This window comes from Caballeronia sp. LjRoot29, assembly GCF_964252755.1.
Taxonomy (GTDB): Bacteria; Pseudomonadota; Gammaproteobacteria; order Burkholderiales; family Burkholderiaceae; genus Caballeronia.
On record NZ_CAXUPU020000003.1, the window covers coordinates 211,442 to 236,531 of the forward strand.

The window sequence follows — 25,090 nt, forward strand, 5'->3', positions numbered from 1 at the left end:
GTTTCTGGTCACGTTTATCGTGGCCGGGCGCGAGCAGCGCCCTAATCGGGTTTTTACTTACGCAAACGTTTCACTCAATTTTCCTGCCTGACCTTGAAGCCTGATGGTCCGCGCGTCGAACGATACCCCTCCCAACCTATTCTCTTGAGCCTGGCGTTCCAAACGCGACGCGTTGCGCATGGTCGTGCATTCATCGTCCAGTCTTCACGCAGATCACTTGCGCGGCAGACAATGGGACAATGTGCGCATCGCCGGCCTTGGCCGACTATTCACATTGCATGCGGGGAGCAGGACAGATGAACGCACAGAGCACGATCCGCTGGGGCATCGTTGGCGCGGGAAACATTGCACACAGATTCGCTCAGGGGCTGGCCTTTGTGCCCGGCACGACGCTGGGCGGAGTCTGGTCGCGACGCCCCGAAACGGCGCAAGCGTTCGCCTCGCAGTTTCATACCAAGGCATACGAGAGCTTCGACGCGCTGCTCGAGAACATCGACGCGCTCTACATTGCGACGATGCAGGACAGCCATCCCCAGTACGCGCTGCGTGCTTTCCAGGCAGGACGTGCCGTGCTTTGCGAGAAGCCGGCGGCCGTCAACGCGCGGGCGTTGCAGGAAATGATCGACGTCGCGCGGTCATCGAAGCTGCTGTTCATGGAAGCGATGAAACCGCCGTTCTATCCGCTTTACACGCAGTTGCGCGACCGTCTTGCGGCTGACCCTATTGGTGAAATTGGTCTGGTTCGAGCCGGTTGTTCGATCGCGAACGTACCGCTTTCGCACCCCTCGTATTCGATGGAAATGGGTGGCGGCGCGTTGCTCGACATCGGTATCTATGAAGCGTTTCTCGCCGTGGACTGGCTGGGCGAACCGCTTGAGGTGCAGACTTTCGGGCGCGTCGGACAGACCGGCGTGGACACCTTCGCGAGCTTGAACGTGCGGCATGAACGGGGCGTTGCGCAGTTGTTCTGCGGGCTGGATCTGCAAGGCAAGGGCGACGCATTGCTGGCCGGCACCGGCGGCACGGTGACCATCCATGAAAACTGGTGGAATCCTGCACGCGCGACGATCCGCTATCTGGATGGCCGCACCGTTGAGCTGGATGCGCCGTTCGAAGGCGGTGGCTTGAACTACGAGACTGCGCATTTTTGCGAACTGCTGCGCAGCGGCGAGACCGAGAGCCCGATCATGCGGCACGCCGTCTCCATGCAGATGATTTCGATCACCGACGCGGCTCGCCGCGACCTAGGCGTGCGGTTTCCTTTCGAAACGGAATAGGCACGGGTCCATTTAATTTAAGCGCCATTTCAGGTTTAGACGTTAAGCTGCGTCGTCCTCACCCGCCGGCATTCTCCACCATGCGACTGTTACCCCGACTCTGGCGCGAATATCGGAACCTGATTGCGTTTCTCGTGTTAATGGCGCTGTTTCGCAGCGCTATCGCCGACTGGAACGTGGTGCCAAGCGGTTCCATGCTGCCCACCATTCGCGAAGGTGACCGGATTGTTGTCGACAAGATGGCGTACGACCTGCGCATTCCATTCACGCACGTCGCGCTTGCGCACCTCCACGATCCGCAGCGCGGCGACATTGTGACGGTGGATTCATCGGCGGCACATGAACTGATCGTCAAGCGGTTGATCGGGCTTCCCGGCGATGTGGTCGCGATGCGGGACAACGTGCTTTATATCGACGGCAAGCGGGCGGGTTATCAGCCAGTCGATATCACCGGAGTGGAGGGCGATGCGTCTTCGCCCGGCGAGTATCTTGACGAGAAGCTTGGGCACGTTACGCATGTGGTGAGATTGTCGGTGCTGGCGCCCAGTCCGCGACGCTCATTTGGGCCGGTGACGGTGCCTAAAGGCGAGTATCTGATGCTTGGAGACAACCGCGACGACAGCGCGGACTCGCGGTATTTCGGGTTTTTCCCACGCAGTGAATTAATGGGAAGGGCAACGCGGGTAGCGTATTCGCTGGATCCCGACCGGCATCATATGCCGAGACTGGACCGGTTCGGGGCGAGGCTGGATCCAAACGCCGCGCTCGCGCCAAAGGACAAATCCTGAGAGAGCAGTGCCGGCGAACGCTCCCTTCTTAATGTCTTCCCGGCAACGCCAGCCTTCGTTCGAACAACCGCTGCACGAATTCCAGGATGCTGCACAGCACCCAATACACCACGGCGGCAGCGAGATATAACGGCAACGGCTGATACGTCGCCGCGATCACTTCCTGCGCACTCCGGAGCAATTCAGTCACCGTGATCACGGAAACAAGCGAGGTATCCTTGATCAGGCTGATGAGGCTATTGGAAAGGCTGGGCACGGCAATCCGCAATGCCTGCGGTCCAATCACATACCGCAACGTCTGCATCCTCGACAAACCCAAGCTATAGGCCGCCAGCCACTGCCCACTCTGGATCCCGAGAATGGCGCCGCGCATGCTTTCGGAAAGATAAGCCGCCACATTCGCCGATAACGCGATCACCCCCGCCGGCGTGGGATCGAGCGAAATACCCAGGCTCGGCAGTCCGTAATAGATCACGAAGATCTGCACCAGCAGCGGCGTACCCCGCATGACACTCACATAAGCGCGCCCAATGCCGACCAGCGTGCGGCTTCGGCTGATGCCCATGGTCGCGAGTATCGTGCCCGCGATCAGGCCGAAGAACATCGAATAGACCGCGAACTTGATCGTCAGGACGGCGCCTTGTGCAAGGGCCGGTATGGATTGAACGAGCAGGGATGTCGTGGACATGGGGCAATAGAGTAGGCGTTACGTCGGAGGCGGGCATCAAATGCAAAGGGCGGCATCCCGAAGAAGCCGCCCCGATGCCGAACGCGTGAGGGTCCGGTTTTTAAAGCGCCGGCTTGCGTCACCGGCTTGCTTCGCTGGCTTATTTTGCTGGCTTCGTCACGTCGATACCGAACCACTTGTCCGAGATTTTCGTGAACGTACCGTCGGCTTCGAGCTGGGTCATTGCGTCATCAATGGCTTTCTCGAACTTCGGATTACCCTTCTTGAACGGAATCCCCGACGGATTGCCCGGGCCCACATTCGCGCCCGTGCGCAGCGGCAACTGCGAGTTCTTCATCAGGTACGCAAGCATCAGGCGGTCGTTCAATGCAGCGTCCAGACGGTTCGACGCCAGATCGCGCAGGTACTCAGGCGCGCCCGGATACGTCTTCACATCGATACCCGGAACGGCCTTCGCCATGTCCATGTAGTTTGTGCCCAAACCCACGCCAAGCTTCTTACCCTTCAGGTCGTCAAGCGTCTTGAAGTCGCGCGTGTCGTCCTTGCGCTGAATCAGTTGCGCATTCGAATACGTGTAGGCAGGCGAGAAATCGAGCGTCTGCTTGCGGGCATCGGTAATGCCGACCTGGTTCACGATCACATCGAACTTGTCAGCCTGCAGACCCGCGATGATCCCGCTCCATTCAGTCGTCACGAACACCGGCTTCACGCCTAGCTTCGCTGCAACCGCCTTCGCGATGTCGACGTCGAAGCCAACGAGTTCACCTTGCGGCGTCTTCGAGTTGAACGGGGGGAACGTACCTTCCAGGCCGATGCGCAACGTACCGCGTTGCTTGACCGAATCCAGCAGGTCTTCTGCGTGTGCGACGGCCGAGAGCGATGCGCCGATCAAGCCTGCCACGAGCACTTTTTTGAAGAGAGAGAGTTTCATGAGGTGGATTGCCTTTGTCCTGGTTTTTTGTCAGTAATCTAAAGTGCAGCGATGATAGCTAAAACGCAATGCGCTCTTCAGATCGTTTGCTCATGTGGGTATGAGCGTGTGTAGTCAAAAAAGACGCGGTCATGCAGCGGCACTCGCGCGGGCCAGCGCTTCGACGCATTCTGTCACGAGCGCCGGGCCCCGGTAGATCAAGCCCGTGTAGATCTGCACGAGCGATGCACCCGCTGCGAGTTTCTCGCGCGCGTCGTCGCCCGACATGATGCCGCCCACGCCAATGATCGGCACTTCGCTGCCCAATTCCGCACGCAACTTGCGGATCACTGCATTCGATGCTTCGAAAACCGGCTTGCCTGACAAACCACCGGCTTCATCGCCGTGTTTCATGCCCGTCACCGCAGTGCGCGACAGCGTTGTGTTGGTCGCGATCACGCCATCAATCTTGTGGCGTAGCAGGGTCGCGGCAATCTCCTTGACCTGCTCGTCGTCGAGATCGGGGGCGATCTTCAACGCGAGGGGCACGAGCTTGCCGTGCAGGTCGGACAGACGTTGTTGTTTGTCCTTCAGCGCGCCGAGCAGTGCGTCCAGTTCGCCCGCGCCTTGCAACTGGCGCAGGTTTTTCGTGTTCGGCGACGAGATGTTGATCGTCACGTAGCTCGCGAACGGATACACACGTTCGAGGCAATACAAGTAATCTTCGGCAGCGCGTTCTATGGGGGTATCGGCATTCTTGCCAATATTCAATCCCAGCACGCCGCGATACCGCGCGGCCTTGACGTTCTCGACAAACTGGTCGACGCCGCGGTTGTTGAATCCAAGCCGGTTGATCAGCGCCTGCGCGTCGGGCAGGCGAAACATGCGCGGGCGCGGATTGCCGGGTTGCGCGCGCGGTGTGACCGTTCCCACTTCGATAAATCCGAACCCGAGCGATGCCAGTCCGTCGATACAAGCCCCGTCTTTGTCCAGCCCCGCCGCAAGTCCGACCGGATTGCGAAAGCTCAGGCCCATGACGGTACGCGGTGAATCAGCGGCGCGCTCGGCGAGCATGCCGGCCAGGCCGGTGCGGCCGGCGGCGCCCAGCATACGCAATGTCAGGTGATGGGCATCTTCCGCATCCATGCGAAAAAGTTGCGCGCGGGCGAGCGGGTAGAGAGAGCTGAACACGAGGAGGAAAGGCCGGAGCGGCGTAAATTGAGACGCGCCATTTTAACGGCTTTGCGCGGGCCCGCCGAAAAGCGATGACACGCCGATGAAAAGCGCCTTGGACAATGCCGGGGGAGAGAATGTCGCAGGAGCGCCGTCGAGGTCAGCGCCGCGCTTTGTCTGCGGGCATCTTGCCTGGCATGGGCGGTGTTCCGGCGGAGTGCATCGTAGTGGGATCGAGCAAGCTCCAGTGCCCGTCGATCAAGCCCTCCAGTGGCCGGAAATTCGCCTTGTACGCCATTTTGTCGCTCTCACGAATCCAGTAACCCAGATAGACGTGAGGCAAATCCAGGCTGCGCGCTTGCTCGATCTGCCACAGGATGTTGTAAGTGCCGAAGCTGGTGTGCGGCAGGCCGGGTTCGAAAAACGTGTAAACCGACGAAAGTCCGTCGCCGAGAATGTCGATCATGCTGATCATGCGCAGCGTGCCGGGCTCCGGCGGATCATCGACGAGACTGTTGTGCAGGCTTGCATCCGGATCCGCAGAGTCTGCGGGGTTGCCGGCGCGCACAGGCTCGCGGAATTCCACGAGGCGCGAGTTGATCCGGCTTTGCAGCAAAAATTGCTCGTACTGGTCGCGGCTGTCGCGATCCATGCCGCCGCCCGCGTGCCGCGCCGACTGATATCGCATATAGAGCGCGTAGTGCTCTTCGTCGTAGTGCAGCGGTGCGACGCTCGCCACCAGCCCGCCATGCTGCTTCCAGACGCGCCGCTGGGTGCGGTTCGGCTTGAAGTTTTCAATAGGCACGCGCACCGGCACGCAGGCGCGGCAGCCGTCGCAATATGGGCGATAGGTGAAGACCCCGGAGCGCCGGAAACCCGCCTTGACGAGTTCGGTGTAGACGTCGGAGTTGATCAGGTGACTGGGCGTCGCGACCTGAGAGCGCGCAATGCGCCCGTCCAGATAGCTGCAGGGGTACGGCGCCGTTGCATAGAATTGCAACGCCGAAAGGGGAGAAAGCGGCAGCTCATTGGGGTGAGTCACGTTGGCAGCTCTCGTTCTAAACGTATAACTTACTTACCGTCCCAACCGTGCCGCAGCGGTTCGATGCAGGGCGGAAATCCTCGGTCGTTTCGCTATTTTGCCTGCGACGCATGACGTCTGATCGTCACGTTCGATCATGGCGGATGTCTTCGAAACCGGTCTCATTCATTCAGGTGGCAACACGGGAGGCCGAAGCGTTTCAAGCAGCGCATATTTGTCGAACCGCCAGGGCACCGGCGGCTCGCCGACCGCCCCGCGCAGATGTCTCACAAATACCTTGCGGGAGATCTCCCGGCCGCCCAGGGAGGCCAGATGCGACGTATTCTGCTGGCAGTCTATCATCTCTATTTTATGGTGGCGCAGGTGTCCGATGAGCGCCGCGAGCGCAATTTTCGAGGCATCGGTGCGATGCGCGAACATCGATTCGCCGAAAAACATCCGCCCGAACGACACGCCATAAAGACCACCCACGCGCTTGCCCTCGAACCACGTTTCAATGCTGTGCGCCCGTCCTTCGCGATGCAGCGAGGAATACGCTTCCACGATATCCGCCGTGATCCACGTGCCGCGCTGGCCTTCGCGCGGCGTCTGGGCGCACGCACGCATCACGCCGGCGAAATCTTCGTCCACGCGAATTTCCCACGATGCCTCGCGCAACACCCGCCGCAGCGTTTTACGCAATGAATCGGAGACTTTGAATTCGTCGGGAATCAGCACCATGCGCGGATCGGGACTCCACCAGAGCACCGGCTGGCCATCGGAATACCACGGGAAAATGCCGCGCTGATACGCATCCACAAGACGGCTGCTCTGCAATTCAGCGCTGGCCGCAAGTAATCCGGGCGCGCCGCTTGCCTCGTCGAGCGCGCGCTCGACAGGGGGGAACGGATCGTCGGAGGCGAGCCAGGGAACCATGATTCTCGGGAGTGATCAGCGCGGGGCGCTCAGCCTTCGCGCAGCGAGCGGAAGATGTCGCCGGTATGCAGCGCGTAATTGCCGGCGGCGCGGTCGGCGAAGAAGAAACGCAGCGTCTGCCCGACCGTCGGGAAGGCGATTTCGTCCCAGGGGATGTCGCTCTCGTCGAAGAGTTTCACTTCGAGACTTTCCTCTCCGGCGTCGATGTCCAGATCCAGCAGCCGTGCCAGATAGAAGAGATGCACCTGGTGCACATGAGGCACGTTCAGCAGCGTGAAGAGACTCTGGATTTCGACGCGTGCGCCGGCTTCCTCTAGCGTTTCGCGCGAGGCACCTTCGCTGGTGGTTTCGCCCATTTCCATGAAACCCGCCGGCAAGGTCCAGTAGCCGTAGCGCGGTTCGATCGCGCGCCGGCAGAGCAGCACCTTGTCGTCCCAGACCGGCACGGTCCCGACCACATTGCGCGGATTCTGATAATGCACCGTGCCGCAATTGCCGCAGACGTAGCGCTGGCGGTTATCGCCAGGCGGAATGCTCAGGCCGACCTCGTGGCCGCAGACGGAACAGAATTTCATAGGGGAGAAGTCTGAAAGTGTCGTGCGAGTGTATCACCGAGCCCGTGTCGCGCAGCAGCGCGGGCGGCAGTCGAAAAAGCCGCCGCCAAGCCGGAGTGGGTGCCTGGGCGCAGCATTGTCCAGCACTTGTCCAGATGGCCGATGAGCCCGGATCGGACACAACCGGGCGGACGCTAGCTGCCGGCTTCTCGTTACAATAAGTGCTTCGGACGCGACGCTTTTGGCGCTGCCCCTGCTCATTTACGGCCTATACGAATCCCGACGATGTCCACCACGCCCGCCGCTCCACGCCCGCCAATGCTGTCCACTGCCGACGCACTCGCCACCTTGCTGGCGGCTGCGCGCCAAGTGGACGGCGCGCAAACCGTCGATACCTTCGACGCACTCGGTCGCGTGCTGGCTGCGGCCGTCGTATCGCCGCTCGACGTGCCGCCCATGCGTACCAGTTCCATGGACGGCTACGCGGTGCGGGCCGCGGATCTCGCCGGCGCGTCCGATGCGAACGCCGTGACGCTACCCGTGTCGCAGCGTGTGCCGGCTGGCCAGACTGCCGAGCCGCTGGCTGCCGGGACGGTCGCGCGCATCTTCACCGGTGCCACCGTGCCGCCGGGCGCGGACTCCATCGTGATGCAGGAAATGGTTCGCTCCGATAACGCCGGCGCGACCTTCTCCCAGGTGCCGGCGGAGGGCGAATGGATCACGCAGCAAGGCGCCGACATCCGTCGCGGCTCCGTGATCCTGCCGGCAGGCACGCGGCTGACGCCGCAGGCGCTGGGGCTCGCGGCATCGGTGGGAAGCGCTGCGCTCGACGTGGTGCGCAAAGTGCGCGTGGCCGTGTTTTTTACCGGCGACGAACTCACCATGCCGGGCGAGCCGTTGCGCCCCGGTGCAATCTACAACTCGAATCGTTTTACGCTGCGCGCGTTGCTCGAAAAGTTGGGTTGCGACGTGACCGACCTCGGTATCGTGCCTGACCGTCTGGACGCCACTCGCGAAACCCTGCGGCAGGCGGCGCGTGATCATGACCTGATCCTCACGTGCGGGGGGGTGTCGGTTGGTGAGGAAGATCATGTGAAACCGGCTGTGGAAGCCGAAGGCCGCATTTCCATGTGGCAGATTGCGATGAAACCCGGCAAACCGCTCGCGTTCGGCGCGGTGCGGCGCGAGTCGGCCGATCAAAGCGGCGGAGAGGCATTTTTTATTGGATTGCCGGGCAATCCGGTCTCCAGTTTCTGCACGTTCCTGCTGTTCGTGCGGCCGTTCATCCTGCGGTTGGCGGGCGCTGAAGCGGTTGAGCCGCGCGTGTACTCCATGCGGGCCGACTTCATGCAAAAGAAGGGTGACCGGCGCAACGAATTCCTGCGTGCACGCGTGAACGAATCCGGCGGCCTGGAGGTGTTCGGGAATCAAAGCTCGGCTGTGTTGACATCCACGGTATGGGGCGACGGCCTGATCGACAACCCGCCGAATCACGCTATCCAGGCCGGTGAGACCGTGCGTTTTATCCCGTTTTCAGAACTGATGCGTTGAGTTGCGTCGAAGGCAATCATGAAAGTTGAATTAAGGTTTTTTGCGGGCGTGCGTGAAGCGCTGGGCGTGGCGAACGAGAGCGTGGATGTGCCGGACAGCGTATCCAGCGTCGGCGACGTGCGCGCCTGGCTGCGCATGCGCGGCGGTGCATGGGCGGAAACGCTTGCCGAGGGCCGCTCGCTGCGCATGGCGTGCAATCACGAGATGACGGACCCGTCGCGGCGCATCACGGAAGGCTGCGAAGTCGCGTTTTTCCCGCCCGTCACGGGAGGCTGAGATGACGCGAGTACGCGTGCAGGAAGCCGATTTCGATCTCAGCACGGAAGTCGCCGCGTTGCGCGCGGATAACCCCAAGGTGGGCGCGGTGGCGTGTTTTGTCGGTACGGTGAGGGATTTGAACGAGGGCCAAACGGTCCAGGCGATGGAGTTGGAACACTATCCGGGCATGACCGAAAAGGCGCTGGAGGCCATCGCCGAGCAGGCTCGGGACCGCTGGCCGGGATCGGACGTGCTGATCGTGCATCGCGTGGGGAAACTCTTGCCGCTCGACCAGATTGTGCTGGTCGTGACAACCGCCGTGCACCGGGCGCAAGCGTTCGAATCGTGTGCGTTCGTGATGGATTATCTGAAAACGCAGGCGCCGTTCTGGAAGAAGGAAACGACGGAACACGGCGAGAAATGGGTCGATGCCCGTGAATCCGACGACGCTGCGTTGACGCGATGGAATCTGAGTGCGCAAAAAGGGGCGGGGGCGTAAGCAATCCGCGGCCAGCGCTGCTTTCCGCTGTGTCGCTGGCGACCTGGGCGGGTGCGCCCAGGCGTAAGTAATTATGTTTCGTTCGATTCGTCGCGTTGTTCGGTATCTTCAACACTCGACAGCCCGACTGGAAAGGGTCCACCGCGGCTCCGGTCGGGCAACTCCGTTGAAGGCTCGTTTTCGCCGCGACCCGTGCGCAGACGCTTGAGCGATGCCATCAAAGCGAGTTGTTCGTCCGGAATGGCGTAATCCCAGCCGAATTTGCTCAGTTGCAGGCTTTGCGCAATACGCAGCGCTGGCTCCATGAACTGCACGGCAGCGGTAGGCTCGTAGCGGGTGTTGACGGTATCGAGGAAAAGCGTGAGCCAGCGGGCGAAGTGCTGGGGTCCAATATCGCCGAGTGGCCGGTGCGCCTCTTGAACGTTGCCCCTGTATCCCTTCGTTCCAAGCACCAGACTCGACCAGAAGGTCGTCATCTTCGCCAAATGCGCGTCCCAACGCCCAGCGAGTTCGCGGGCGAAGATGGGTCCAAGCAGGACGTCATCGTCCACACGCCGGTAGAACGCGTGGACCAGTTCCCGGATATTGTTTTCGTCGGGTTCCGCGATTCGGACAAATGGCGTCGGCAATGGCGCCGGCTGGCTGGACGGTTCAATCAGGGGCTTGCTCATAAGGTTCGATAACAGGATTCAGTGGAGATTTATTCTGGCAGGCGAAATGCAGATCAGTGACTCTTGAAAACGGAGAGCGCATTCCGACTGGCCGGATATTAGTAAATACCAATTACAGCAGACGATTGACGGGAACAGAATAAACTACGAACCTATCGCCAAATGGGCTCATGAAGCGCGTCGACGAAGCGGGCGCACAAGGCCGGCTTATGGAATCAACGTCATACGCGCCATCTGTAAATGGGGCCAGAAAATGCTGGCCGTTGATTTAAGCAAATGAGCCGTGCGAATGAGTCAGGTCAAAAACTGCGACTAATACGCGCGGCAATTAAGCGAAGTGAGGTTGATTGACACCCTGCTGACTGTGGTCATGATAATCGACGTTTAATCGTGACGTAGTGGATGACGCCAAGCGGCGATTGGCCGCAGCGGTTGTGGCGAGGTGGCCGACGGCACGCTGAACGGTTCGTCTCAGGCGCGGCCGATCACGGTCAGGTGTAGCGTCTGCCTGCCTACTCGTGCCGCGCGATGGCGTACCCTTACCCTTATCCGTGCAATTAAAGCTTTGCTACGCTCCGGACCGACGTGAACATGCGATCGGCTCATTCGACAGATTCCGCGACTGATACGCGACTAATTACGCGAAAAACGCAATCCACCCATGCGACTGACCGATTACACCGACTATTCGTTGCGCGTCATGCTCTATTTGGCCGTCCGGCCCGAGGGGCTGTCGACCATTCAGGAGATCTCCGATGCCTACGGGATCTCCAAGAACCATCTGATGAAGGTGGTGCAGCGGCTTGGAGAGCTGGGCTGGGTGGAAACCGTACGCGGCCGTAACGGCGGTCTGAGGCTCGACCCGCGCACGCGCTCGCTGAGCGTAGGCGAGGTCGTGCGCAAGACAGAGAACGATTTTTCGATAGTCGGTTGCTTCGCCGATGAAAGCGAACCCCATCGGCATTGCGTGATCCAGTCCCATTGCAAGTTGCGAGGGCTGTTCGCGGCTGCACGCGATGCGTTTCTCGCGGAACTCGACCAGCATACGGTTGGCGATCTGGCGTCGCCGGCTGATGAACTCGCGGGCGCGCTCGGCATCGTGCGATTCATGCCGGCCGCGGCGGGCCTCAATCGTATCGCCGGGCATGGCTGACTGAGTGAGTGGCTGAGTGAGTGACTGAGCGCAATTTGCCCGGCAGACTCGCCTGACCCGCGCTGATTCTTCGATCTGGATCAGCCCATCGCCGTCACGATCCGATCACAATAGACCCTGACCGGTCCCTGACACCCACGCTCGACGAACGCCAACGTACGGTGCGGTTCCCGACTCGACGTTTTTGCACATCACGACCAGGATCAACCGTTAACAACCGCTATTAGCCGCCCGGCACCACCCAAGCGCGTCAATCGGCATTTCGCAGAAAAATGCGGTTTTTGGGCAGCGGAACGCTTGAAAGTGCCGGATCACGCCTCATTTTGAACACATCCCGATTTGGAGGTCTCAATATGAGAATCGACAAGCTAACTACGAAGTTCCAGGAAGCACTCGCTGACGCGCAGAGTCTCGCCGTCGGCAATGACAATCAATATATCGAACCAATTCACCTGCTTTCCGCGCTGATCGCGCAGCAAGACGGTTCGGCGCGCTCGCTGTTGTCGCAGGCAGGCGTGCAGGTTCAGGCGCTGCAAACCGCGCTCAAGGACGCCATGACGCGTCTGCCGCAAGTCCAGGGCACGGACGGCAATGTCCAGGTCAGCCGCGATCTCGCCGGCTTGCTGAACAGCGCCGACAAAGAAGCGCAGAAGCTCAACGACACGTTTATCGCGAGCGAGATGTACCTGCTTGCCATCGCCGACGACAAGGGCGAAGCCGGCCGTATCGCCAAGCAACACGGCCTCACGCGCAAGGCGCTCGAAGCGGCGATCAATTCGGTTCGCGGCGGTGCGCAGGTGAATAGCCAGGACGCCGAGAGCCAACGCGGCGCGCTGAAGAAATACACCGTCGACCTGACCGAGCGCGCACGCGCCGGCAAGCTCGATCCGGTCATCGGCCGGGACGACGAAATTCGCCGTTCCATCCAGATCCTGCAACGCCGGACGAAGAACAATCCGGTGCTGATCGGCGAGCCGGGCGTGGGCAAGACGGCGATTGTGGAAGGTCTCGCGCAGCGGATCGTGAACGGCGAAGTGCCGGAATCGCTGAAGAGCAAACGCGTGCTGTCGCTTGATATGGCGGCGTTGCTGGCCGGCGCCAAGTATCGCGGGGAATTCGAAGAGCGGCTCAAATCCGTGCTCAGCGATATTGCCAAGGACGAAGGCCAGACCATCGTTTTCATCGATGAAATTCATACCATGGTGGGTGCCGGCAAAGCCGAGGGTGCCATGGACGCCGGCAACATGCTCAAGCCGGCGCTCTCGCGCGGCGAGCTGCATTGCATCGGTGCAACGACGCTCGACGAGTATCGGAAATACATCGAAAAGGACGCAGCGCTCGAGCGCCGGTTCCAGAAGGTGCTGGTCGATGAACCGTCGGTGGAAGCGACCATCGCGATCCTGCGCGGGTTGAAGGAACGGTACGAGCTGCATCACGGCGTTGAAATCACCGATCCGGCGATCGTCGCGGCGGCGGAACTGTCGCATCGCTATATCACGGACCGTTTTCTCCCCGATAAAGCCATCGACCTGATTGACGAAGCAGCGTCAAGGGTCAAGATGGAAATCGATTCGAAGCCCGAAGAGATGGACCGGCTCGATCGGCGGTTGATCCAGCTGAAGATCGAGCGCGAAGCCGTGAAGAAGGAAAAGGACGAGGCGTCGCAGAAGCGCTTGCAGTTGATCGAGGCTGAAATCGAGCGGCTGGGTCGCGAGTATTCCGATCTAGAGGAAATCTGGATGGCGGAGAAAGCGGCCGTGCAAGGCAGCGCGACGCTGAAGGAAGAGATCGAGAAAGTGCGTGCGGACATCGTGCGGTTGCAGCGCGAGGGCAAGTTAGAGAAGGTTGCCGAATTGCAGTACGGCAAGCTGCCCGGGCTCGAGGCGCAACTGAAGCAGGTGACGCAGTCCGAGACCGCGGAGCAGAGCAACCCCACACGGCCGCGCCTCTTGCGCACGCAAGTGGGCGCCGAGGAAATCGCGGAAGTGGTGTCGCGTTCCACCGGCATTCCCGTGTCGCGGATGATGCAAGGCGAGCGCGAGAAACTGCTGCAGATCGAAGGCAAGCTGCATGACCGCGTGGTGGGTCAGGACGAAGCGATTGGTGCAGTGGCCGATGCCATCCGCCGTTCGCGCGCCGGGTTGTCGGACCCGAACCGTCCGTATGGTTCGTTCCTGTTCCTTGGGCCGACGGGTGTGGGCAAGACTGAGTTGTGCAAGGCGCTCGCAGCGTTCCTGTTCGATTCGGAAGATCACATGATCCGTATCGACATGAGTGAGTTCATGGAGAAGCACAGCGTCGCGCGGTTGATTGGCGCGCCGCCGGGTTATGTCGGTTATGAGGAAGGCGGTTACCTGACCGAGCTGGTGCGTCGCAAGCCGTACAGCGTGATCCTGCTCGATGAAATCGAGAAGGCGCATCCGGACGTATTCAACGTGCTGCTGCAAGTGCTCGACGACGGACGCATGACTGACGGGCAAGGGCGCACCGTGGACTTCAAGAACACGGTGATCGTGATGACATCGAATCTTGGATCGCACGTGATCCAGTCGATGGTCGGTGAGCCGCACGAAGCGGTGAAGGAAGCCGTCTGGGAAGAGGTCAAGCTGCACTTCCGGCCGGAATTTCTGAACCGGATTGACGACGTCGTGGTGTTCCATTCGCTCGACCGCGAGAACATCCAGATGATCGCGAAGATCCAGTTGCAACGGCTGCACGAGCGGCTCGCGAAGCTGGAGATGCAACTCGACGTGTCGGAGGCGGCGCTGGAGCATATCGGCAAGGTGGGTTACGACCCGGTGTTTGGTGCTCGGCCGTTGAAGCGCGCGATCCAGCAACAGATCGAGAACCCGGTCGCAAAGCTGATTCTGGCCGGCAAGTTCGGACCGAAGGACGTGATCCCCGTCGATATGCGGGATGGCGAGCTGGTGTTCGATCGCGTTGTGCATTAAGGGACGCGGGCTGGATCCACGTATTGCTGCTGTTGAAGAACGCCCGACGAAGTTTGTCGGGCGTTTTTTATTGGTCAGGCTTGGGCGGGTTTACCTGATTAGCAGTCACCGAGCGCCGTGCTAATCTTCGAAAAACTTATCTGACGTCTGATCTAAAATTGCGCATTATGAGTATATAGTCTATGAAAATGCAAAAAAGTAATTACCAGACGTCTGACTTCTAAAATAACACGTTATCCAAATTTCCATGACAAAACTCCAGATGCTGTTGGCGGCGGCCGTTGTGTGCGCCGTATCGGTCAACCTTCAGGCAAAGACCGGTGATCAGGCATCGCTAGACGCTGCCGTCCAGCGCCTGCACGCCGCAATGATCGCGGCCAACGGCGACGAACTGAAGGCACTCACCGCCAGCACCTTGAGCTACGGTCACTCGAACGGATCGGTCCAGAATCAGCAGGTGTACATCGATACGCTGACGAGCGGCCAGACCCACTATCTGCGTATCGACCTGACAAAGCCGAGCACGACGCTAGCCGGCGATAACGCCATCGTGCGCGATCATTTCTCGACGACGGTCGAAAGCGGCGGCAAGAAGACCGACGTCGAGCTGGATCAACTGATGGTGTGGAAGAAGTCCGGCAAGGGCTGGAAGCTACTCGCTCGCCAAGGCTACAAATATTGAATCCGGCTGCATGAGCGCCAGCGCTCGCCGCACCAACAAAAAGGGGCAACGGATCACTCCGTTGCCCCTTTTTGTTTCTTTTACTGCTGCCTAAAACCAGGCGAAAAACGCTTACGCCTTCGGTTCTTCGCTCTTGCCGAACAGGCCTGCCAGACCACCGAGGCCACCAAGAGACCCTAGCAGGCTTCCCACGTCCAGCTTGCCGTCTGCCGGCACCTGGCCGTCCGGCGTCGCGTGATTCACGAGATGCGGCAACACTGAAGCCAGGATGCCGGAAACCTGATCGCCGGACAGACCCGCTTTCTGTGCCAACTCGCTGACCGCATCCGAACCAAGCACATTCGTCACGGTGTCCGAACTGATGGGTTTGTTTTCGCCGTTGCCGACCCACGACGAGACGATATCGCCCGCGCCATTTTCATGGAATCGCTGAATCAAGCCGTTCAGGCCGCCGGGCTGGTTGTTGACGAATTCCATCGCAATCGCGACTAGGCCGGACTGTGCGCCGCCACCTTGAGACGAGTTGCCGAAGGAGGAGGCGAGGGTATCGAGTAGGCTCATGGCTGTCTCACTTGAAAACGATGCTGGTTAAATGCCGTCCGGCATCATGCCGGTTTGCCAGTGCCGGACGGAAAACGTGCCGTTCGTTGAGGAACGGCCGGACTGTTTCTGCTGCAAGGCGAACTGGGCGGCATGAATTCGAGCTATGCGTTGCTGGCCATTCCACTCTCTGGTTCATGCCGAACTGCTTCGCCGTCCTCAGGTTGCTGCCGCGTCGCTGGCGGCTTTCTTTTTCTTGGACTTCTTCGCCTTGGCGCCACTCGCTCCTGACGCCGCGTCGGCCGTCGCTGTGGGTGCCGTGCTGGTCGCCGCGCTCGAGCTAGCCGCCGCGCCGGCCTTGGCTTTCTTACCCTTCTTGCCCTTGGTGGTAGAAGCCGCGTCCGGCGTCGCTGCAGGTGTGACTGCCGGCGTCGTGGCCGTGGTCGCGGCGGGTGACGTAGCGGCGGTTGCGGCCGTGGACGATTTCACCGTCGACTTAGCGGGCGATGCGGTGTCCGCGTTGGTCACTGTCCGTGTCTTGCCGGCCTTCAACCCCGAGGGCGGCGCGGATGATCCGCCGATCGTCAGTCCGGCCTGCTCCAGATTCGTCACGGATTTCGCGCCGAGGCCTTTCACGCGGCTGGCGAGATCGTCTGCATCCTTGAACGGGCCGTTCTTCGTCCGTTCATCGATGATCGCTTTCGACTTCACCGGCCCCAGCCCCTTGACCGCTTCAAGGGAGGTTTGGTCCGCCGTATTGACGTCGACGGCCGCGAACGCGGCGCCTATGGACAACGCGAGGGCCAGACAAAGCATCAACAGCTTTTTAAGCATGACAAGTGCTCCAGGTTGAAAAAATAAAAAGAGGAATCGATGCCAGCCTAACTGGAGCCGGGCCAGAAAGTCCAACAAGCATAGGACAAAATGCGGGTCAGGATAATGCCAGTGACCCCTGTCCGGTGTGAGCGGGATTAATTTTTACAACATCACTGGCTGTTATTTTGCCGGTTGTACCCAATCCGCTGACTAGTTTCAATTCGTTTAGCGATTATCACCAGACTCATGGCGGATGAAGTCGGGTCGGTCCAGATTTAACAATTCGGGATATAAGCTTGTCGGATTTGACGCTATCCGCATTCGATTCTTAATCCCGATCAACCCTTTGTCTTGATTTTGGCAAACGCGCCGCGTACTTCGAATTTCACGGAATCGACGACTACGCCCTGGCGGTCGACCAGTTCCAATGTGTGATGGCCCGGCCAAGGCAACCATGCCATTCGTGTCGAGCTGGTTGAGCGGGAAGGGCCGGCCAATTTGCCGTCCAGCCGCCACACGCTGCCCGCAGGGGCGCTTTGCGCGCTCTCGAACCAGACCCGCTGGCGTGCGGCGGGAATATCGGGATCGAGCGCGAAAATAGTGCCGTCGGTGGGAGACGAGATCCGGGCCGTGCCGTTGCGTACGGCCGCGCCTTCCGCATTCGACGACAACCCGATCCGCGACATTTGCGTGCCGCTCAGGAACCAGTCGTCGCGTGCCGGCTCGATATCGTTTTGATAAACAATCATGGTCTGAACCACGCCCGGCGGCGCGATGGGCGCGCGGCTTGGCGTGCGCCGGTGCAGGTAGTTCACCAGCGCAGCCCACACCGGCGCTGCACCCGTGACGCCGGAGACGTCCCACATCGGCTCACCGTCCGCGTTGCCCACCCATACGCCCACCGTATAGCGCGAAGTGTAGCCGACCGCCCAGTTATCGCGCATGTCCTTGCTCGTGCCGGTTTTCACGGCGCTGAAAAAGCGCGTGGCGAGGACGCTGTCGAAACCGAAAGTGCGTGTGCGCGCGTTGTTATCGGCGAGGATGTTCGTCACGATAAAACTGGCTTGCGGGCTGAAAACTCGCGTACCGGATGCAGCGGCGGTATGCGCCGGCAAGTCGGACATCGGCCCGGTAAGACCGCCGTTCGCGAGCGTCCGATACGCGTTCGCGAGGCTCGCGAGCGTCACGTCCGCGCTGCCGAGCGCGAGACTGAAGCCGTAGTAATCGCCGGCTTGCGTGAGCGGCAGGCCGAGTGACACCAGCGTTTTTGCGAACCGGTGCGGCGTGACCATCACGAGCGTGCGCACCGCCGGCACATTCAGCGACGACCCGAGCGCGGTGCGCATGCTCACCCAACCCTTGAAATCGTGATCGTAGTTTTGCGGGATATACAGGCCGCCGCCGGTGGCGAGATCGAGCGGGGCGTCGTCGAGTAAAGAGGCCGGGGTTAGACGTTTTTCGTCGATAGCCTGAGCGTACAAGAACGGCTTCAGCGTCGAGCCGGCCTGGCGCAACGCGACGACGGCGTCGACTTCCGGCGCGTTCGACAAGCCGCCCGCCGAGCCGACCCACGCGAGGATCTCGCCGCTGCGGTTATCGATGACGATCGCGGCGCCATCGTGCACATTGCGCTGATGCGCGCGCGAGTTGAGTTCGAGCAAGGTGCGCGCGAGCGAGTCGCGGGCAAAGCGCTGCAACGACGCATCGAGCGTGGACTGGACCCGCGCGCCGGCTGCGGGATGCACTTCGCCGGCCACGCGGCGCGCGAAGTGCGGCGCGAGCGCGTCGTCGCCCGAGGACCTTGCAGAGGCTGAAGCGGTTCGCGTGAGCGTCAATTGCACGTAGCTGTCGAGGTTCGCGCAAGGGTCGGTGGCAGCAGGTCGCGCCCGATCCATGTCACGCAAAATGCCGCACGTCCGCGCCGATACCTTCGCGTAATTCGCATTCGGCGCACGCACCAGCGCGGCGGTCAGCGCGGCTTCACGCTCGTTCAGCCCGGACGGAAGCTTGCCGAACAAGGTCTGCGATAAAGCCGATAAACCGACGATCTCACCGCGAAACGGCACGAGATTGAGGTATGCCTCGAGAATCTGGTCCTTGCGCCAGGCGTGATCGAGCCATAACGCGCCGACCGTCTGCGTCGCTTTCTCGCCTATTGAACGGCGTCCCGGCCGGCGATCTTCATCGATCAAACCGGTCAGTTGCATGGTCACCGTCGATGCCCCGCGCGTCCGGGTGTTCCAGAGATTGGCCCACGCCGCGGCCGCTGCGCCACGCCAATCCACGCCGCTGTGCTCGTAGAAACGCTTGTCCTCGGAGACAACAATCGCCTCGCGCAATGCCGGCGACACATCCTGCAAAGCGACCCAGTCGCCGCGCCGCTCGGTTGTATCGATACGTGTACGCTGCAGCGGTTCGCCATTGCGAGCGAGCAGCACCCAGTCGGAACTGCGCCAACCCGCGCGCACTTCGTCAAAGCTTGGCAGCGCATGCGCCGAGCTTGCAAGCATGCAACAGACGAGGGCGAGGGCGGCGCGTTTCATCGCGTTATTTGGCAGCGGCCAGTGGAGCAACGACCATTGTTGCGTTGGGAGTCGCGCCGAACACGGAGGGCGCGTAGAGCGCTTCTACGCGCGTAGGCGGCAACCCAAATGTGCCCGCATTGTTCAGCCGGACCGTGTATTCCACCTGCAATTTCCCCTTCGGCAGATAGTCGTAATACGCGCGATATCCATCGAAACCCCGTTCGACAAACGCCGGCCAAGCGCCTTGCGGGCTCTTCTCGCCTTCGGTCGCGGCCTCCGAGTCGCGGCCGAGGCCCGAACCGAGGATCGTTGCACCTGCCGGAATCGGATCGTTGACGACGACCCATGTCATATCGCTTTGCGCATCGATGTCGATATGCACGCGCACGATGTCACCACGCGAAAGCGTGCCTTTGACAGCCGGATCGATTGGCGTGATGGTCTTCGTGATCCGATACCCCGCCGCGAACGGCGCCTTCAACGCGACGGCCGCGAGGCTTTCGATGGTCGCCCATGGCTTGCCCGTGCCGTCTTGCGTCAGGTTCAACGTGCCGGAAGTCCAAGGCAAGGTCACGTTGCGCGGATTGGCGGGCGAGGCCGGTGCATTCCATGCCACGGCCTTCTCCGTCGTGCCGAGCGCAATGCGCGTTTGTCCGCTCACCGGTGTGTTTTCGAACACCTTTGAGAAGCGCTGCACGGCGAGCTTGCCCCATAGGTTCGACGTCGTGGTTTGCCACGCACCGTTCGTCTGCAACGCGAGCAAACCGCCGACCAGGCGCGGCATTTCGTCTTTCCACGCGGGGTTATCGGCGAAAAGCAGGGCTGTTCGCGCCGCGTTCGTTTCCGGGCCGGTCATGAGCCAGTAGAGATCGTCGTCGGCGGCGGTCGAGAAGGTGAGGCGCGTGCCCGAATACGTCAGGCGAGCGCGCAGGATCTGTTCGACTTGAGCACGCTGATCGTCGCGTTGTGCAATGCCGTCGACACGCGAAAGGATCGAGTAGTAGTCGAGCAGCGCGGACGTCGGCCATTGATTCGGCGCGATGGTGATCGAGCCGAGCATGCGCGGTGCGGCCAGGCCGTATCGGGACAATGCTTCAATTGCCGAGAGCTTTACGAAGTCCAGGTCTTGACGCGGTGCCCAGAATTTCCGCTCGATCTTGCCTTCCACGAAGTTGGTCAATGCGCCTGCGAGCTTGTCGCGAAGGTCGTCGGGCAATGCGAAGCGGGGATCGGCTTTCGATGCTTCATCGCTGACTGCGAGCAGATAAGCGGACAACGCCGGACTACCGTACGGCCGGGAATCGTCCGATGGCGGGAAGTAATTGGCGAGCCCGTCACTATCCAGATAGGAAGGCATCCTCGCGATCACCGTCTGCCATTGCGTGAGGTCATCGAGACCTAACGCGCGGGACGTCTGCTGCTCGAGGCAACTATAGGGATAACGTTCGAACCAGCGCCGCACACCCGGCAGGCCATCGGCGAGTTTCGGCTGCAGCGTCACGGCAATGCCACCGCGAATCTGTCCGTCAGCCGATGCCACCGCGGTCTCCGGCGGCGCGACAGGCAACGCGAACGACCCGTCAACCTGCGTGATCGTGGCTTGCTGCACGGTCACGGGAATGGCGGCCACCACGCGCTGCGTGAGCTTCACGGCATCGGCGGCTTTCGGACCGCCTTGTTCCGCCGCGCTTATCTCCCAGTTCAACGCGCCCGTTGCAGCCATGCCAATGGCATCCGGCGTCTTCACATCCCACGAGATTTCCTGCGATGACTCCGGCGCCAGCGTCACGTTCTGCGCGGCGAGATCGAGCGACGAAACATGGGGCGTCACGACGACCTGCATCGTCCGTGCGGTCGTATTGCGCAGCGTGAACAACGCACGGAACTGGTCGCCTACGCGGACGAGCGGCGGCAGGCCAGAGATCAACTGCAGATCCTGCGTGCTGCGTATCGATGCACTGCCGGTACCGAATTGACCCGCGCCCACAGCCCCGATCGCGACTATGCGGAAGCTCGTCAACGCGTCGTTGAGCGGCACATCTACAGTTGCTTCGCCGTTTGCATCGAGCGTCACGCGCGGGTTCCAGAGCAGGAGCGTATCGAACAGTTCACGCGTCGAACTATGTCCACCGCCACCGCCGGCCGGCACGGCTTTACGCCCGAAGTGACGGCGTCCGATGATCTCCATTTGCGCCGTCGATGTCTCCACGCCATACGCGCGCCGCTGCAGCATGGCGTCGAGTACGTTCCAGCTTTGATTCGGCATCAGTTCGAGCAGGGCTTCATCGACGGCGGCCAACGCGATCTGCGTGCCGGCCGGTGCCGGCTTGCCGCCCGGCAGCGTCACGCGGACTTTCACATGCGCCTTTGTGCGTACGGCGTAGGATTTCGCATCCGGAGTGACCGTCACGCCGAGCTTGTGCGAGGCGGTCCCCACCTTGATCTCGCCGAGCCCGTAACGGAACGCAGGCTTCGACAAATCGACCAGCGGCGTAGGCGCCTCATATTGCCGCCCTTCGTACCAGAACGCGTGGACCCAATCGAGCGGCGCTTTCCAGCCCCACGTGAAGAATGAATACCACGGCACTTCGTGAATCCGACCGCGAATGGCGAGCACGGAGACGTAGACATTCGGTCCCCACGAATCCTGTACTTTCAGCTCGACAGTCGGGTTCTTGCCATCCAGCTCAACGACCTTCGTTTCCACGATACCCTCGCGCTCCACCGCCACCAGCGCAGTCGCGAAGCGAAACGGCATGCGCACCTGGAAGCGCGCGGTTTCGCCGGGTTCGTAGCTGGTTTTTTCAGGCAGCACGTCGATGCGGTCCGTGTTTTCGCCGCCGAACCAGAGTTGATCTTCGCGCGTGACCCAGACCGAGGTGGTCGCATTCGCCACGCGTCCATCGCCGTCCTTGGCAGTGACAATGAGGTCGACGTTGCCCGCTTCCTTGAGTTTGGCCTCGCAGGAAAGCAGGCCGTGGTCGTCGCTCTTGCCGTTGCAAAGCGTGCCGAGATCCTTCGTTTCCGTGTGGTTGTCGTACGCGTAGAAGCCGCCGACCATGCGCTTGCGCGAGCTTGTCATGGTACGCGCCACGCCGCGGATTTCGAGCGCAACGCCCGCTCGCGGCTTGCCTTGCAAGTCGACGGCGAGTGCCTGCACCGGCACTGCGTTGCCGACAGATACCCAGTCGCCTGCCTTGATGCCGGCAGCAACAGCCGCAGGCCAAAGCGTGGCGCTGCCGCGCAGCGTCTGGATCTCGCCGTTCGGGTCGGCGAAGGTCGCGTCCAGTGCCAACTGTTTCGGCGCTTCCACCACCGGCAGCGACTTGAGCGTGAGCGTTCCCGTGCCATTGCGGTCGAGCGTGAGCGCGGTTTTATCGGCGATAAGCTTGGCCGTGGACGTGTCTTCCTGCGCGTTGCTGTTGTCGTCGTCACCTTCGGTTGCGGGTGCGCTGGCGCCGTCATCGGCAGGCTTCTTGTACGGCGCGAAGCTGAACGATTCGAACTGCGAAGCAAATGACGGCGATGTATCTTTCATCAGCGCCGACACTTGCACCGGCAAATTCGATGCGGGTCCACCCGACACATATTCAATCTGTACCGCCAGCGGCGCTGTAGTCGCGGCGACCAGTGCACCGGTCTTCTGATCGCGAATGCCGATCGATCCCTTGAACACCGGCAGACGAAATTCCTCCACGCGGAAATTGCCGGTTTCGATGCTCATGTGGTCCGATCCGGAATTGTCGCTGTTGTCGTCGTTGTTATCGTCCGAGTCCGAATTCGTCGAACCGTCATCCAGCGTCACGCTGTATTCGCCGAGCTTCGCGGCGGCGGGAATCGGGAAGGTGGAATCGGCGCTCTTGTCGGCCGCCCATTTGAGCGGCAGATGGTAGGTCTGGCCGCTGCCCTCATGACGGATCGTCACGCGCGACGGCAGATGGGAGGGGAATGCAAAACCGGTGAGCGTTTCCTCGCGCATCAAATGTTTCATCGATACCGTTTCGCCCGCGCGCAGCAGCGTGCGGTCGAATACGGTCGTGGCGCGCGTGGTTTGATCGCGGCTCATGTCGGTGGGCACGTTGAAGCGCCACGACTCGATCCCGCGATTCCAGTCCGACCGCACGAACGCCATGTCCGGGCCAGTCTTCGGATCATCGACGCGCGCCGAGACGAAAAAGCCCGAATAGTCGAGGCTGTTTTCATCGCAAGGGCGGGCTGACGCCAGCGGTTTGCTGATCGTCGCGATGCCACGCGCATCCGTTTTCCCGGCAGCAAGTTGTTCGCCGTTGCAATCCGTCACGCGCACTTGCGCGTTCGGAACAGGTTTGCCGCTATCGAGCGCGGTCACCCAGACAATGCTGTTTTCGCGGCCTTGCTTGAAATGCACGCCAAGGTTGGTGACGAGCACCGAGGTGCGCACGTACATGTCTTGCTGTTTGCCGAGCAACGATGCGCCCAGCGCTGGCGATGCCAGTTCGACTACATAGAAACCGGGTTTGGGAAGCGGAATGCCGACCACTTCAAAAGGCCGCAACGACTTGGGATCGGCTTGCGGCACGCTCAGGGTTTCAACGCCCGGTTGCTTTGTCAGCAAGGACAGCGAGCGGATATCGATTTGCGGATCTTTCGCCGTGCTGCCCTGGGCGTAGACCGGCTTGATGCCGTTGTTCAGCGCCAGCGGCATGTCTTTTTTGATCTGTGCGACGGACATCGAAAAGCCGTCGAAACGATCGACGGTTTTCATCCATCGACGGATTTCGCTATCAGCATCCACGCGCAGTTTTGTCACGCTCGATGACCCCGCGTTGAGCCCGTTCACCTTCAGGTCGGCTTCCACGTGGCGCAGCGTGACCGGCAACATGGCGGGCATGTTCGGCTCGGCGAAGCGCTCGATGATCCCGAATGTCGACGATGAAAACTTCGCAAGCGGCGGCATGGGCGCCGTCGATGTCTTCAGCGGAAAGAGGTCCGCGTTCGATAGCGTGCGGCCGCTGGAATCCTTGAGTCCTGCAGGCAGTTCTATCGATAAATCCGCGTGTTCGGGCAAGGGCGCCGCGAACTTGACACTGGTGATGTCGCTGTCTTTTTCATCGGGATCGAACTGGGGCGAGGTCTTGCCGCCTGGGCCGTGCAAGGTGATTTTCTCGGCGTCCGCGCGCGGCACCGGCGAGCTGAATCGAATGCTCAGCGGGCGCAACGGCGTGCAGGGCGCCTTGGCGTTCTCACGTTCGCACGAAAAACTCGCGGTGAAGGGTTCGCGTACATCGAAGTCGAAGCGCTTCTCCACGTCGTTGGCGAGGCCGCTCGGACCGGCGACGCCCGCACCGTACACGAGTTGCATCTTCGTGGCGGACGGCAAGGTTTGCTGGCACGCGAGCGTGAGCACGCGTGCGCTGTCTTTGTCGAGGCGGAAACGTTTGAGGAGCGCGGCGCGTGCGTTGGCGTCGACGTTCTTGACGGGAATCCGGTTACCCAATCCACTCGATTCGCACCAGATGTTTTGCAACGCCGACGCTTCTGTCGCGGGGCCGTTCAGGCGCAACACGAAGATCTGGTCTTCTTCTATCTCGCCGCCGCCGGGCATGACTTGCGTGACAAACGGGCCGCCCGTTTCGAAGCGGAACTGGCGTGGGCCGGTGAGCGCGTTGCCCGCAGTGGATTTGAGACCGTCGTTCAGCGCGACTGAGCAGCGCATGCCGGGCGTGAGGTCTTGTGCGAAGTCGAAGGCCCAGGTTTTATCGTCGATCCAATGCGCGGATCCCGCCGATGGTCCCCCGCTGCAATGGACCTGAGCCGGAGCTTTGGCCGCCGGGTCGCCGAACGCGATCATCGCTTCGTCGAACTTGACGACCACCTGGCGCACCTGCGTGACCTTGCCCTGTGGCGATACGCTTAGCGTGCGAGCGGCGTCGGCGCGATGCGTGGCGCCGAGCAAACCCGCGGCGAGCAAGGAAAGGGCGGCAAGCGCCGCCATGGGCCAGCGTTGTTTTTTTATGACGCGGATCATCGCACTCGTTCCAGGGTGGCCAAAACGCTGGCGATTTTACCGGAGTGTTACGTCATCCTTGCCAATTGATTTCATTTTATGACAACGCGC

General features: G+C 61.1%; 19 protein-coding genes. 8 read left to right on the forward strand and 11 right to left on the reverse strand.

What is annotated here, in order from left to right; translation table 11 throughout:
• Nucleotides 1-296: 296 nt before the first annotated feature.
• Together ACSQ83_RS05040 and lepB are read left to right on the forward strand one after the other, a co-directional pair.
• On the forward strand, nt 297-1,277 hold the full coding sequence (locus ACSQ83_RS05040) for a Gfo/Idh/MocA family protein (RefSeq protein ID WP_436227404.1): 981 nt from the start codon (nt 297-299) through the stop codon (nt 1,275-1,277).
• A gap of 80 nt (nt 1,278-1,357) precedes the next feature.
• Complete coding sequence (lepB, locus tag ACSQ83_RS05045; protein WP_436227405.1) at nt 1,358-2,065, forward strand: signal peptidase I; 708 nt, start codon at nt 1,358-1,360, stop codon at nt 2,063-2,065.
• A 28-nt stretch (nt 2,066-2,093) separates the two neighbouring features.
• On the opposite strand, the gene ACSQ83_RS05050 is transcribed toward lepB, so the two are convergent.
• From ACSQ83_RS05050 to ACSQ83_RS05075, 6 genes are all read right to left on the reverse strand, one after another.
• Entirely contained in the window at nt 2,094-2,753 is a 660-nt protein-coding gene (locus ACSQ83_RS05050; RefSeq protein ID WP_414953898.1) for an amino acid ABC transporter permease, read from the reverse strand.
• Between the two features lie 139 nt (nt 2,754-2,892).
• On the reverse strand, nt 2,893-3,684 hold the full coding sequence (locus ACSQ83_RS05055; protein WP_414953897.1) for a transporter substrate-binding domain-containing protein: 792 nt from the start codon (nt 3,682-3,684) through the stop codon (nt 2,893-2,895).
• Nucleotides 3,685-3,813: 129 nt separating this feature from the next.
• Nucleotides 3,814-4,854, reverse strand: a complete 1,041-nt coding sequence (locus ACSQ83_RS05060) for a quinone-dependent dihydroorotate dehydrogenase (RefSeq protein WP_436227406.1) — start codon at nt 4,852-4,854, stop codon at nt 3,814-3,816.
• Between the two features lie 142 nt (nt 4,855-4,996).
• Complete coding sequence (locus tag ACSQ83_RS05065) at nt 4,997-5,878, reverse strand: arginyltransferase (RefSeq protein ID WP_436227407.1); 882 nt, start codon at nt 5,876-5,878, stop codon at nt 4,997-4,999.
• Nucleotides 5,879-6,043: 165 nt separating this feature from the next.
• The gene (gene aat / locus ACSQ83_RS05070) at nt 6,044-6,793 is read right to left on the reverse strand and encodes a leucyl/phenylalanyl-tRNA--protein transferase (RefSeq protein ID WP_436227408.1); all 750 of its coding nucleotides are present in this window, start codon (nt 6,791-6,793) and stop codon (nt 6,044-6,046) included.
• A gap of 29 nt (nt 6,794-6,822) precedes the next feature.
• Nucleotides 6,823-7,368: an NUDIX hydrolase gene (locus tag ACSQ83_RS05075; RefSeq protein WP_436227409.1), complete on the reverse strand. Its 546-nt coding sequence runs from the start codon at nt 7,366-7,368 to the stop codon at nt 6,823-6,825.
• Between the two features lie 297 nt (nt 7,369-7,665).
• On the opposite strand from ACSQ83_RS05075, the gene ACSQ83_RS05080 reads away from it, so the two are divergent.
• From ACSQ83_RS05080 to moaE, 3 genes are read left to right on the forward strand one after another with little or no spacing between them, the layout of a single operon-like run.
• The gene (locus ACSQ83_RS05080; protein ID WP_436227490.1) at nt 7,666-8,898 is read left to right on the forward strand and encodes a molybdopterin molybdotransferase MoeA; all 1,233 of its coding nucleotides are present in this window, start codon (nt 7,666-7,668) and stop codon (nt 8,896-8,898) included.
• A gap of 18 nt (nt 8,899-8,916) precedes the next feature.
• Nucleotides 8,917-9,174 carry a molybdopterin converting factor subunit 1 gene (gene moaD / locus ACSQ83_RS05085; RefSeq protein ID WP_414953892.1) on the forward strand — a complete coding sequence of 86 codons (258 nt, stop codon included), beginning with the start codon at nt 8,917-8,919 and terminating at the stop codon, nt 9,172-9,174.
• Nucleotide 9,175: 1 nt separating this feature from the next.
• Nucleotides 9,176-9,655 carry a molybdopterin synthase catalytic subunit MoaE gene (moaE, locus tag ACSQ83_RS05090; protein ID WP_436227410.1) on the forward strand — a complete coding sequence of 160 codons (480 nt, stop codon included), beginning with the start codon at nt 9,176-9,178 and terminating at the stop codon, nt 9,653-9,655.
• A gap of 71 nt (nt 9,656-9,726) precedes the next feature.
• Here moaE and ACSQ83_RS05095 read toward each other — a convergent pair whose 3' ends face one another.
• On the reverse strand, nt 9,727-10,326 hold the full coding sequence (locus ACSQ83_RS05095; RefSeq protein WP_436227411.1) for a group III truncated hemoglobin: 600 nt from the start codon (nt 10,324-10,326) through the stop codon (nt 9,727-9,729).
• 661 nt (nt 10,327-10,987) lie between these two features.
• Between ACSQ83_RS05095 and ACSQ83_RS05100 the strand changes: the two genes are divergently transcribed.
• The 3 genes from ACSQ83_RS05100 (at nt 10,988) to ACSQ83_RS05110 (ending at nt 15,112) form a co-directional block, all read left to right on the forward strand.
• Nucleotides 10,988-11,479 (forward strand): Rrf2 family transcriptional regulator, encoded by a 492-nt coding sequence (locus tag ACSQ83_RS05100; protein ID WP_414953889.1) that lies wholly within the window; start codon nt 10,988-10,990, stop codon nt 11,477-11,479.
• A gap of 353 nt (nt 11,480-11,832) precedes the next feature.
• Nucleotides 11,833-14,430, forward strand: a complete 2,598-nt coding sequence (clpB, locus tag ACSQ83_RS05105; protein WP_436227412.1) for an ATP-dependent chaperone ClpB — start codon at nt 11,833-11,835, stop codon at nt 14,428-14,430.
• A gap of 247 nt (nt 14,431-14,677) precedes the next feature.
• Nucleotides 14,678-15,112, forward strand: a complete 435-nt coding sequence (locus tag ACSQ83_RS05110; protein WP_436227413.1) for a nuclear transport factor 2 family protein — start codon at nt 14,678-14,680, stop codon at nt 15,110-15,112.
• Between the two features lie 111 nt (nt 15,113-15,223).
• Here ACSQ83_RS05110 and ACSQ83_RS05115 read toward each other — a convergent pair whose 3' ends face one another.
• From ACSQ83_RS05115 to ACSQ83_RS05130, 4 genes are all read right to left on the reverse strand, one after another.
• Nucleotides 15,224-15,673: a YidB family protein gene (locus tag ACSQ83_RS05115; RefSeq protein ID WP_414953886.1), complete on the reverse strand. Its 450-nt coding sequence runs from the start codon at nt 15,671-15,673 to the stop codon at nt 15,224-15,226.
• Between the two features lie 198 nt (nt 15,674-15,871).
• Entirely contained in the window at nt 15,872-16,486 is a 615-nt protein-coding gene (locus ACSQ83_RS05120; protein WP_414953885.1) for a ComEA family DNA-binding protein, read from the reverse strand.
• A gap of 320 nt (nt 16,487-16,806) precedes the next feature.
• Nucleotides 16,807-19,011: a penicillin-binding protein 1C gene (gene pbpC / locus ACSQ83_RS05125; RefSeq protein ID WP_436227414.1), complete on the reverse strand. Its 2,205-nt coding sequence runs from the start codon at nt 19,009-19,011 to the stop codon at nt 16,807-16,809.
• 4 nt (nt 19,012-19,015) lie between these two features.
• Nucleotides 19,016-25,000: an MG2 domain-containing protein gene (locus ACSQ83_RS05130; RefSeq protein WP_436227415.1), complete on the reverse strand. Its 5,985-nt coding sequence runs from the start codon at nt 24,998-25,000 to the stop codon at nt 19,016-19,018.
• Between the last annotated feature and the right edge of the window lie 90 nt (nt 25,001-25,090).